Source organism: Paraburkholderia solitsugae (assembly GCF_013177695.1).
Classification (GTDB): Bacteria; Pseudomonadota; Gammaproteobacteria; order Burkholderiales; family Burkholderiaceae; genus Paraburkholderia; species Paraburkholderia solitsugae.
Genome location: NZ_WOEY01000131.1, coordinates 63749 through 75578, shown reverse-complemented (window position 1 = coordinate 75578; position 11830 = coordinate 63749). Strand labels below are relative to the sequence as shown.

The window sequence follows — 11830 nt, the reverse complement described above, 5'->3', positions numbered from 1 at the left end:
TGCAAAGACAGCCCCCACACCGCCCGCAGCGCCGATGACCGGCCCCGTGCGCAACGTCGTGCTGGTTCATGGCGCGTTCGTCGACGGGTCGAGCTGGAACGGTGTCGTCGCGAAGTTGCAGCAGAAGGGTTATCACGTGAGTTCGGTGCAGAACCCGCTCACGTCGCTCGCCGACGATGTCGCCGCCACCCGCCGTGTTCTTGCGCGCCAGAATGGCCCGACCATCCTGGTCGGGCATTCATGGGGCGGTGTCGTGATCACCGAAGCTGGTGCGAACGCACCGAACGTCGCGGGTCTCGTCTACGTGGCGGCGATCGCGCCAGACCTGCATGAATCGGCCACGGACCTGATGAAGCGCGCGGCACCGATGCCCGCGAGTCAAGGCATCACAGCGGACCCGACGGGCTTCCTGTGGCTCGACCGCAGCAAGTACCACGCCGACTTCGCCGCGGACGTGCCCGAGAATCTGACGCGCGTGCTCTCGGCCGCGCAACAGCCGATAGCCGCAAGGGCCTTCAGCGAAACGGTCAGCCAGGTGGCGTGGAGAGAAAAGCCTTCGTGGTACGTGCTGACCACGAAGGACCGCGCGGTGTCACCCGCCGTCGAAAAATTCATGGCTGACCGGATGGGGGCGAAGATCGTACCCATCGCATCGAGCCATCTTGTGCCGGTGTCGCACGCGGGCGCGGTTGCAGATGTGATCGACCGTGCAGCGCGGGAATTGAGCCGGCAACAGTAAGCCGTGGCCGGCTCCAGCGCCTCTCAGCGCAGCATGAACGACATCGCCGACAGGCAATTCAGCATGCGCACCGCATGTTCCGCCGACGCCGCGCTAAAGCGCAACGTGACGGCGTCTACGCGCGTGAGTGTCGGCCATTGGCAGAACAGATCGGCAAGCGCGGTAGTTTGCACGCGCAACTCGCATTCGACGGGCTTCGCGGCAGCGCGCGTGGCTTGCGGTGCATGCCCCTGGTCAATGTAATGCCGCACCACTTCGCGCGCGGCAGTTTCGATGGCATCGCGAGCGCTTGCCGGCGTTTGCGTGACGCCGCTCGCATGCCCCGTCGCGCTCTTGGTGACGACAAAGCGCGCGCCGGGGAAACGCGGCGCGGTCTCCTCGGCGAATACATCGTCGCCGGATAAAAGCGCTACCTGTGCGCCATATTCTTCCGCCAGCGCGCCATACAATCCTGCCTCGCCGACTTCGACGCCATTCAGCGAGACGCGCGCGAACGCGAAACTGTTGATCGTATGCGCGAGAATGCCGTGCGTTTGCGACCTGGCGTGATAGCCGATCATGAACACCAGCGCCGCGCCGTATTCGAGGCCAGCCATCATGCCGAGTGTGCGCGGTTTACCGAGCACGACCTGGGCACGTGCATCGAGCAGATCGGGGAGCAGGTTGCGGAATCCGCCGTGCGAATCGTTGACCCATACGTGCGTCGCGCCACCTGCGAACGCGCCTTCAATCGCGGCGTTGGCCTCGAGTGTCATCCAGCGGCGCGCGGCTTCATACTCGCCGTTGCCCGCGCGCGTTTGCTCGGGATGAAACACGCCGGCTGCGCCTTCGATGTCGGCGGAAATCAGGACTTTCATCAGGAAGATTACTTGAGAAGTTGAGCGAGGTCGGGGGCGGTGTCGCGCAGCGATAGGCGACGATGGCCGTCGCGGCCCGTCACAGACGTGGCGTGCCATAACGCATCGACAATCGCTTGCTCGACGCTGTCCGCGCAGGCACGGAATAGCGGATCGAGGCGAGCATCGGCGAGCACGGGCGGCAGCGCGACAAAGTCGGACTCCTGTGGCACGGTGTAGGCCGTTGAAAACGCCAACGCGATGTCGCCGCTGCCGTGGCCGTATACCGAGCCCGTTCGTGCCAGACCGGCCGCGGCGCGCAATGACAGACGCTTGAGTTGGCGAGCGTCGAGTGACGCATCCGTGGCGACGATCATGATGATCGAGCCTTGCTCGGGTTTCGCAGCGGTCGCTGGGATGGCAGGGTTCGCCGAGGCCGTTGGGTTCGCTGAGGCCGCCGGGTTCGCTGAGGCCGCTGGGTTCGCCGAGGCCGTTGAATTCTCGGGGTGCGCTAAGGCCGCCGCGCCAGTTGAGACAGCTTTGGCTGCGCGTTTGGCCAGCACGCGACCGAGCGGCGCGCCGTCGATCGTCAGCATCGGCAGGCGGCCGAAGTTCGCCAGCACCAGTGCGCCGACCGTATAGCTCTGCCCTGCTACGTCAACGACGCGCGACGCATTGCCGATTCCGCCCTTCAGATCGAAGCACGACATGCCGCGGCCTGCGCCGACCGAACCGCTCGCGACGTCAACGCTTGCCGCTTCGCACGCATCGTTGTAGTGCCGTTCGCTTACCGCCAAAGCCTGAATATCGTTCAGGTATCCGTCATTACATTCGAACACCAACGGATTGACGGTCGACCACTCGCGTCCAATTCGCGGATGGGCATGAATGGCAGCACGAATCTGCGCTTGAGCGACCGCAGCGACGCCAAAGGTATTGGTCAACGCAATGGGCGTCTCCAGCACACCGAGTTCTTCAACCTGCACGAGCCCGATGCTTTTGCCGAAACCGTTGATCACTGAAGCCGCCGCGGGCACCTTCGCGAGAAAAGGATCGCCACCGTGCGGACGAATCACAGTAACGCCGGTCTGCACAGCGTCTTCATCCAGCGTGCAATGTCCTACCGTCACGCCGTCTACGTCGGCAATCGTCCCACGCGGGCCGCTCGGCAACACGCCGATATGCGGTGCGTGTCCACAGGCAGTGTCAGTCAGACTCATGGCCGGTCGAGCTTCGGATCGAGCGCATCGCGCAAACCGTCGCCGAGCAGATTAAAAGCCAGCACGGTGAGGAAAATCGCCAGACTCGGAAACAGCGCGATATGCGGCGCGGTGACCATATCAGCACGCGCTTCGTTGAGCATCGCGCCCCACTCCGGCATCGGCGGTTGCGCGCCGAGTCCGAGAAACGACAAGCTTGCCGCCGTGATGATCGACGTGCCGATTCGCATCGTGAAGTACACCACGATCGACGAAATCGTCCCCGGCAGAATATGCCGCACGATGATGGTCCAGTCCGACGCGCCGATGCTGCGCGCCGCTTCGATATACGTGAGTTGCTTGAGCATCAGCGTGTTGCCGCGCACAAGCCGGGCAAATGCCGGGATGCTGAAAATCGCCACGGCGCAGATCACATTGATCATGCCGTTGCCGAGAATTGCGACCACACCGATCGCCAGCAGAATGCCGGGAAACGCGAACAGTACATCGGCGACACGCATGGTGATGCGGTCCCACCAGCCTTCGTAGTAACCGGCCAGCAAGCCGAAAAACGTGCCGATCACCGCGCCGATCGCCACCGACAGAAAACCGGCCTCGAGCGAAATACGCGACCCCGCCAGAATGCGGCTGAAAATATCGCGGCCCAGCGAATCGACGCCGAACCAGTGCGCGGCCGAAGGCCCCGCATTCAACGCGTCGTAGTCGAAGAAATTCTCCGGGTCGTACGGCACGATATGCGGCGCGAAAATCGCGACCGCGACCAGCAGCAGCACGAAAATGCCGGCGGCGAGCGCCACATGCTGCTTGCGGAATTTGCGCCAGAATTCACTCCATGGCGTGCGGATCGCGCTTTCTACAAGAGCGGCCTTGCCCGCATTCGCCTCGGTAGCTGAGATGCTCATGCGGGCCTCACTTGAAACGGATGGTCGGGTTGATGACGGCGTACAGCACGTCCACAACCAGGTTGATGATGATGAATTCAAGCGAGAACAACAGCACTTCAGCCTGAATCACCGGATAGTCTCGCATCGCCACGGCATCCACCAGCAGGCGTCCGAGGCCCGGCCAGTTGAATACCACCTCGACCACGATCGAGCCGCCCAGCAGAAAGCCGAATTGCAGACCCATCATCGTGATGACGGGAATCATCGCGTTGCGCAGGCAGTGTTTGACGATCACGAGCCATTCGGGCACACCCTTAGCCCGCGCGGTTCGCACGAAATCTTCATTCATCACTTCGACGAACGAAGCACGCGTGAAGCGCGCCATCACCGCCGCCACAGCCGCGCCGAGCGTGAGTGAGGGCAGCACGTAGCTCTTCCACGAACCGTCGCCGACGATCGGCAGCCAGCCGAGCTTCACCGAAAAGATCTCCATCAACAGCATGCCAAGCGCGAACGCCGGAAACGAAATGCCCGACACCGCCAGCGTCATGCCGAGGCGGTCGGGCCAACGATTGCGCCACACCGCCGAGACGATGCCGATGCCCATACCGAGCACCACCGCCCACACCATGCTCGCGAGCGTAAGCAGCAGCGTCGGCATGAAACGCTCGCCGATTTCTTCGCTGACTGGCCGCTTGCTGCGCGTGGACGTGCCGAAGTCGCCGTGCGCGATCTTCACGAAAAAGTTGGCGAATTGCTGCGGCATCGGCTTATCGAGGCCGAGATCGGCACGCACCAGTGCAACGGTCGCCTCATCCGCTTCGGGACCGGCCGCGAGGCGCGCCGGATCACCGGGCAACAGATGCACGAACAGAAACACCAGCACGGCGACGATGAAGAGCGTCGGCAGTAGGCCAAAGATACGTTTGACGAGGAAGTTCAGCATGAAACCCAATCCGGCAATGATGCGGGCAACGAAAGATCTTTCAGTGCAGTTCGCGACCGTCCGGCCCGTGCGTTCGTGAAGAACACAGCGCGCCGAACGGTCAGCTCATCACTTGATCGCGATCTCGTCGAAATTGAACGAGCCGTCCGGCGCGACATACGCGCCCGACAAACGCTTGCTGCGCGCGTACACGACCTTTTCCTTAACGAGGAAAATCCACGGTGCGTCGGCCCAGATACGTTTTTGCGCGTCGGTGTAGAGCGCGGCCTTCTGCGTGCGGTCGGTGGTTTCGAGCGCCTGCTTCAGATCGCTGTCAACGGCGTCGTTCTTGTAGTAAGCGGTGTTGACCATCTTCGGCGGGAACGAGACCGACCCAAGCAGCGGCGTGATCGCCCAGTCCGCTTCACCCGTCGACGACGACCAGCCCGCGTAGTACATCCGCACCGGCGCGGTCGCCGGGTCCTGCGCGCTTTCCACCTTGGCGACGCGTTGACCCGCTTCGAGTGCTTCAACCTGCGCCTTGATGCCGACTTGCGCCAGCTGCTGCTGCACGAACTGAATCACCTTCTGCGCGGTCGAGTAGTTATACGCGGACCACAGTGTCGTTTCGAAACCGTTCGGATAACCCGCTTCCTTCAGCAGCTCACGCGCCTTCGCCGGATCGTACGGCCAGGGACCGAGCTTCGTAGCGTACTCGACGCCTTGCGGCACCACGCCCTCAGCCGGCGTCGCGTACCCGGCAAACGCGACCTTGATCAGCGCATCCTTGTTGACCGCGTAGTTCAGCGCTTCACGCACCTTCGGGTTGTCGAACGGCTTCTGGTTGACGTTCAGGCTGATATAGCGCTGGATGATCGACGGCGACGCAATCAGATCGACCTTCGGGCTCGACTGCAATTGCGCCGCCTGTTCGAACGGCACCTGGAACGCGAAGTCCGCTTCGCCGGTGCGCATCAACGCAGCGCGCGTGTTGTTGTCGACCACCGGCTTCCAGTCGATCGCATCGACCTTCGGATAGCCCTTCTTCCAGTAGCCGGCGAATTTCTTCACCGTCAGGTCGCCTGCCGGGTCCCACTTCACCAGTTCGAACGGGCCTGTGCCGACCGGATGGAACGCGATGTCCTTGCCGTACTTCTTCAGCGCGTCGGGCGAAATCATGACCGCCGACGGATGCGCCAGCACGTTGACGAACGCCGAGAACGGCGCCTTCAGGGTGATCTTCACCGTGTACGGGTCGACCACTTCGGTCTTCTCGATACGGTTGAACATGTTGTAGCGCTTGAGCTTGTTCGCCGGATCGGTCACGCGGTCGAAGTTCGCTTTGACTGCGGCAGCGTTGAAGTCAGTGCCGTCCTGGAACTTCACGCCGTGGCGCAGCTTGAACGTGTAGACCTTGGCATCCGGACTCGCTTCGTAGCTGTCGGCCAGCACGTTGACCAGTTTCATGTCCTTGTCGAACCCGAACAGGCCTTGATAGAACGACTTGGCAACGGCTTGCGACAGCGTGTCGTTAGCGTCGTACGGATCGAGCGTCGTGAAGGTCGATGCAACAGCCATCACGGCCGTCGTGTCAGCGTGCGCCACATTGCCCGCGAGCATCGCGAACACCATCGCGCCGCCGCTGACCAGCGCGCGCAAACGAAACGGAGAAGACGGGACCAGCAGGTTCATGAGGTTGCTCCAGGCTGCGAATTGAAACAGGGTTATGTGCTGCGAGAGAAATTGCTTTGCTTCACGTCTGGTACTTCGTTCGGGACTGCGTTCGGGTTTTTCGCTCAGGTCTAGTAAGCGCCGCCGACCCGATGCTGGGCGACGAAATGGTCCGGTCCGACCGCCACCAGCGGCGCCACGATCGGTTCATCGTTCAGTAAGCGAATCGGGCTAGGAATCTCATCGGCGGCGAGCATGCGTTTCGCGTGACGGCGCGCCGGATCGGCGACCGGCACCGCGCCCATCAGCTTCTTCGTGTACGGGTGCTGCGGCGCTTCGAACACCGCGCGGCGCGGACCGATCTCGACGATCTGGCCGAGATACATCACCGCCACGCGATGGCTCACTCGCTCCACCACCGCCATATCATGCGAAATGAACAGATACGCAACGCCGAGTTCGCGCTGCAGATCGAGCATCAGGTTGACGATCTGTGCCTGCACGGAGACGTCCAGCGCCGAGACAGATTCGTCGGCGATGACGACTTTCGGATTCAATGCCAGCGCACGCGCAATCGCGATGCGTTGCCGTTGTCCGCCTGAAAATTCGTGCGGATAGCGGCCTGCGGCCTCGCGCGGCAAACCGACCTTTTCGAGCAGCCACGCAACGCGTGCCTGTGCTTCCGCGCCTTGAGCGACGCCGTGCACGAGCAGCGGCTCCATGATCGAGAAGCCGACCGTCAAGCGCGGATTCAGCGAAGCAAACGGGTCCTGGAAAATAAACTGGATATTGCGGCGCAGCGCTTGCAACGCAGGGCCCGTAAGCGAGCTGATTTCCTTGCCGTCGAATTCGATCGACCCGCTCTGGCTTTCGACCAGACGCAGCAATGAACGGCCCGTCGTCGATTTACCGCAACCCGATTCGCCGACCAACGCGAGCGTTTCACCCGGGCGCAGTTCGAAGCTGACTTTCTCGACCGCGTGCACGCGGCCCGTCAAGCGTCCGAACACGCCGCTCTTGACCGGAAAGCGTGTGACCAGATCGCGCACGCGCAGAATCGGCGGCGTGCTGTCGTGGATTAGCGGTTGGGTTTCGTTCGCTACAGCGGCTGCCGGGCGAACGGGATCGTCCGTCCCGGTGAGCGCTGCCTGCTCCACAGTCAGAATCGGAAACTTGGCAGGCAGATCGGTGCCCTGCATCGCGCCAAGGCGCGGGACCGCGGCAAGCAATGCCTTCGTATAGGGATGCGACGGCGCGGCGAACAGCGTATCCGACGCACCCTCTTCCACTTTCTCGCCGCGATACATCACCAGCACGCGATCGGCCACTTCGGCCACCACACCCATGTCGTGCGTGATGAAGATCACGCCCATGTTCATCTCGTCCTGCAAGCCACGAATCAATTGCAGGATCTGCGCCTGGATCGTCACGTCGAGCGCGGTGGTCGGCTCATCGGCGATCAACAGGGCGGGCTTGCACGACAGCGCCATCGCGATCATCACGCGTTGGCGCATGCCGCCCGATAGCTGGTGCGGAAAACGTGCGGCTACCCGGCGCGCTTCCGGAATGCGCACGAGTTCGAGCAGACGCAGCGTTTCGGCGTGCGCGGCAGAACGGCTCTTTCCTTGATGCAAGGCAATCGCTTCGCTGATCTGATCGCCGACCGTAAACACCGGATTCAGCGAAGTCATCGGCTCCTGGAAGATCATCGCGATGTCGGCGCCGCGAATCGAACGCATCGTGCCGGACGACGCTTTCGCGAGGTCGAGCACGCTGCCGTCGCGGCGCCGGAATGCGATGCTGCCGCCGGCAAGGCGCCCACCGCCATGCTCGATCAGCCGCATCAAGGCGAGCGATGTCACCGATTTGCCCGAACCCGATTCGCCGACGATCGCCAGCGTCTCGCCACGCTCGACAGTCAGAGAGAGATTACGCACCGCGTTGAAAGTCCTGTCGCCGCTGCGGAATGCGACCGACAGATCGTCGACCGCAAGCACGCGTTGCGGCGGCAAGGTTTCGATAAACGGACGGGCGGTGTGCGATGAGGTCGGCACGATGGTTCCTTTGAATTCGGACGCGGCTAACGGTGATTCAAGCGAAAGTTCTAGCGAAGGTTCAGGCAGCCGTTCAAACGGCGGCGCAGCGCGGCAGCATTAGCGATAGATCGCCGTCACCGGCGTCTCGCCGATCCGCGCGAAACCGCGATACATGCCCTCGGTATTGAATGGCAGCGTGATATTGCCGCGTGCATCGACGGCGATCAGACCACCGCGGCCGTCGATCTTCGGCAAACGGTTCGTCACCACGTCGTGCGCCGCTTCTTCGAGCGAGACGTTGCGGTACGCCATCTGCGCCGCGACGTCGTATGCCGCGACCATGCGCATGAACATCTCGCCGGAGCCGGTGGTCGAGACCGCGCAGGTTGCGTCGTCCGCATAGCAGCCCGCGCCGATCAGCGGCGTATCGCCGACCCGGCCCACCTGCTTGTTGGTGACGCCCCCCGTCGATGTCGCGGCTGCTACGTGGCCATGCTGATCGAGCGCGACCGCGCCCACGGTGCCGAACTTGCGATTCGGATCGATCGGCTCGTGCGGCGTGGGATCGTCATTGTTCGAAGCCAGCGTCGCGCCGTCGTGATCGAGCATCGCGCGATCCTGACCGCGTGCAAGCTGCCATTGGCGATGACGCGCTTCGGTATGGAAATACTCAGGCTCGACGAATTCGAGTCCTTGCGCGGCCGCGAAGGCTTCCGCGCCTGCGCCGGTGAACAGCACGTGTTCGCTGCGCTCGAGTACGCGGCGCGCCGCCAGAATCGGATTGCGCACGCGTGTCACGCAGCAGATCGCACCGGCGTCGAGCGTGCTGCCGTCCATGATGGCCGCGTCGAGTTCATGCGTGCCGGCCGCCGTGTAGACCGCGCCACGGCCCGCGTTGAAGAGCGGGCAGTCTTCGAGCAGACGCACGGCTTCGCTGACGGCGTCGAGCGCGCTACCGCCGTCGGCGAGCACGCGTTGTCCGGCGCTCAGTACCGCATGCAAGGCAGCGTGATAATCGGCTTCGGCGCTGGCCGACATCGACGCGCGCAGGATCGTGCCTGCCCCGCCGTGAATGGCAATGACTGCGTTGGTGTTCATTTTTTGGCTTTGGTAGTGCGGGGGGTACGGGTGGAAGCGCTCACGGACGGCTCGCTTGTGCCAACGGCAGCGGCTTGCGGATCGGTGAGCCACGGCAACACGAATTCGGTGACCTCGGCGGCGGCCTTCACCGAGCGTTTCGCCCGATAGGCGACCGCGTCGCACAACGCTTCGATAACGGCCAGCACGGCCGAATCGGCATTGGCCGCGAGCCGCCGCTCGGAGCGAATATAGAGCGAGAGATCGGCGAATTGCGCGAGCGGCGAGCGCGGGCCGTCGGTCAGCGCAAGCACGCGTGCCCCGCGACTTGCCGCGCGCCGCGCGAGTTCGATCGTGTCTTCGACGTAACGCGGAAACGCGATCCCGATCACCAGATCGCCTTCATTCGAAGCGAACAGACGCCGCGCGGCATGCGATGGTCCGCCGACAAACGCGAGCGACTGCACGTTGTCGTGATACGGCATCAGGCCGTGCTCCATCAGGCCCGCGAGGAACGCGCTCGAACCCGCGCCGAGCACGAAAACGCGACGCGCGGAGATGATCGCTTCCACAGCGGCCTCGGCGGCGGCGCTGTCGATCGCTGAGCGAGTGGATTGCAGATTGGTCGCGGCCTGTTCGAGCGACGCGTCAACCAGATCGTCGCCGGAAGCGAGCGATTCCTGCGCGCTGCGCAGCCGCTCGACGGGTGCCAGTGTCGCTTCGAAGCCGCGTACCAGCGCTTCGCGAAACTGCGGATAACCGTCGAAGCCGAGCGCGCGAGCGAAGCGATTCGCCGTCGCCACCGATGCGCCGACCACACTCGCCAGTTCGTCGATTCGCATCGTCGCCGCGCGGAACAGATTCGCCAGCACGTATTCGCCCATGCGCCGATGGATCGGCGTGAGGGTCGGCATCGCCGCGGCAATGCGCGCGGCGATGGCCTGCTCGGCGGGGTTCGAAGCAACGGACGAGTGATGGATCATGCGAGCGAGCCGGTGCGGCGGTTGTCCCTAAAGGGGCCTTCCGGCGCAACGACTGTAATCAAAATGAATGAAAGTATATTTACATAGAAACTCATCAGAAAAAAATTCATTTTCATTTTCGAGGGTTTTCCCCGAGGGTCTGCAGACACGCCGGCACGCAACGCAGCCGTCCGATGAAAATCGGTTTTCATTGCGCGATTGGGGCGCCCTCGGGAATGCACGCAAGCCGTGCCGCCGGCGACATGACGATGATCAGCGCCTGCACAAGGAAAGCCGCGGCAGCCGCGGCCAGACACGCATCCATCCCCCAGCGCGCGCTGATCGCCGCACCGAGCAATGCGCCCAGCGGCCGCGCGCCAAAGGTCGCGGTGCTGTTGAGCGCCGAGACGCGGCCCATCATCCGTTCAGGTGTGATCGCCTGGCGCAGCGTGGTCGAACCCACCACCCACAGAATCGGTCCGGCGCCGAGCAGGAAGAAGCTCAGCATCGCGAGCCAGAACGACGGCGTGACGATTGTCGCCACCATCACGAGCGAGGCGAGCAAACCGCACGACGGCCCGATGATCAGCACGCGGCCGAACGTGAGGCGTCGCGCGATGGCCGGTGCGGCGAGCGCGCCGCACACCATGCCGACGCCATACGCGCCGAGCGTCACACCGACCATCGACGCGCTCAATCCCAACCGATGCACGGCGTACGGCACATACACCGCTTGCAGCACGAAGAAGCCGAGATTGAAGAAGATCGCGGTGGCGAGCATCGGACGCAGCAACGCGTCGCGCAGCACGAAGCGCGTACCGTCGCGCAGTTCCAGTAAGAAGTGACGCTCGGGAGCGGCCGCCCGCGGCGGTTCGCGCAGCCCCGCGAGCAACACGACGGCCAGCGCCGATAGCCCCGCCGCGCAGCCATACGCCCATCCCGCGCCAATCCAGCCGACCAGCAGTCCGCCGAGCGCCGGCCCCGCCGAATACGCGACACTGCGCGCCAGTTCGAGTCGGCCGTTAGCCTGGGCATACGCCTCGCGCGGCACGATCGAGGGGACCAGCGAAGGCGCCGCGACGTTGTAGGCCACCGTGCCAGTGGCGGCAATAAAGCCGAGCGCGGCGAGCAGTGGCAAGCTGAGCGAATGCGTCATCACCAGCAGCAGCACGCACAGCATCGCGACCACGCGCACGCTTTCGGCGAGCGTCATCAACGTGCGGCGCGAGCGGCGGTCTGCCCACACGCCGAGCGGAATCGACAACAACAGGAACGGCAGCGTCTGCGCGGTTTGCAGCAGACCGGTCTCGCGCGCGCCGGCGCCGAGCGCGAACACGGCGACGAGCGGCGCGGCGGCGAGACTGATCTGCTCAGCGGATTGCGCGACCAGATTCGACCATGCGAGCCGCTGGAAGGCGGCCGGCAAACGGAGCGCGGATGAAGACGGCGAAGAGGTAGCGGCGTGCATCGATGAACTCCT

General features: G+C 63.7%; 11 protein-coding genes. 1 reads left to right on the top strand and 10 read right to left on the bottom strand.

Annotated features, from left to right (window positions below; translation table 11 throughout):
• Nucleotides 1–739: alpha/beta fold hydrolase (locus GNZ12_RS33835; RefSeq protein WP_172316351.1), on the top strand; the 739-nt coding region annotated here is incomplete at its 5' end.
• A 23-nt stretch (nt 740–762) separates the two neighbouring features.
• Here the strand turns inward: GNZ12_RS33835 and GNZ12_RS33830 are convergent.
• The 10 genes from GNZ12_RS33830 to GNZ12_RS33785 all read right to left on the bottom strand — a co-directional run bounded on the left by GNZ12_RS33830 (nt 763) and on the right by GNZ12_RS33785 (nt 11818).
• Nucleotides 763–1596: a M55 family metallopeptidase gene (locus tag GNZ12_RS33830; RefSeq protein ID WP_172316350.1), complete on the bottom strand. Its 834-nt coding sequence runs from the start codon at nt 1594–1596 to the stop codon at nt 763–765.
• Between the two features lie 8 nt (nt 1597–1604).
• Entirely contained in the window at nt 1605–2795 is a 1191-nt protein-coding gene (locus GNZ12_RS33825; protein WP_172316349.1) for a DmpA family aminopeptidase, read from the bottom strand.
• Complete coding sequence (gene gsiD / locus GNZ12_RS33820) at nt 2792–3697, bottom strand: glutathione ABC transporter permease GsiD (protein WP_172316348.1); 906 nt, start codon at nt 3695–3697, stop codon at nt 2792–2794. The genes GNZ12_RS33825 and gsiD overlap by 4 nt, the downstream gene beginning before the upstream one ends.
• Before the next feature lie 7 nt (nt 3698–3704).
• Complete coding sequence (gene gsiC, locus GNZ12_RS33815; RefSeq protein WP_172316347.1) at nt 3705–4625, bottom strand: glutathione ABC transporter permease GsiC; 921 nt, start codon at nt 4623–4625, stop codon at nt 3705–3707.
• 108 nt (nt 4626–4733) lie between these two features.
• Nucleotides 4734–6296, bottom strand: a complete 1563-nt coding sequence (gene gsiB, locus GNZ12_RS33810) for a glutathione ABC transporter substrate-binding protein GsiB (RefSeq protein ID WP_172316346.1) — start codon at nt 6294–6296, stop codon at nt 4734–4736.
• 110 nt (nt 6297–6406) lie between these two features.
• Complete coding sequence (locus GNZ12_RS33805; protein ID WP_172316345.1) at nt 6407–8329, bottom strand: dipeptide ABC transporter ATP-binding protein; 1923 nt, start codon at nt 8327–8329, stop codon at nt 6407–6409.
• Between the two features lie 99 nt (nt 8330–8428).
• Nucleotides 8429–9409, bottom strand: a complete 981-nt coding sequence (locus GNZ12_RS33800; RefSeq protein ID WP_172316344.1) for an isoaspartyl peptidase/L-asparaginase family protein — start codon at nt 9407–9409, stop codon at nt 8429–8431.
• Complete coding sequence (locus GNZ12_RS33795) at nt 9406–10371, bottom strand: MurR/RpiR family transcriptional regulator (RefSeq protein ID WP_172316343.1); 966 nt, start codon at nt 10369–10371, stop codon at nt 9406–9408. Before GNZ12_RS33795 ends, GNZ12_RS33800 begins: the two co-directional genes overlap by 4 nt.
• Entirely contained in the window at nt 10368–10562 is a 195-nt protein-coding gene (locus tag GNZ12_RS33790) for a hypothetical protein (protein ID WP_172316342.1), read from the bottom strand. The genes GNZ12_RS33795 and GNZ12_RS33790 overlap by 4 nt, the downstream gene beginning before the upstream one ends.
• Nucleotides 10559–11818: an MFS transporter gene (locus tag GNZ12_RS33785; RefSeq protein WP_172316341.1), complete on the bottom strand. Its 1260-nt coding sequence runs from the start codon at nt 11816–11818 to the stop codon at nt 10559–10561. Before GNZ12_RS33785 ends, GNZ12_RS33790 begins: the two co-directional genes overlap by 4 nt.
• Nucleotides 11819–11830 lie beyond the last annotated feature (12 nt).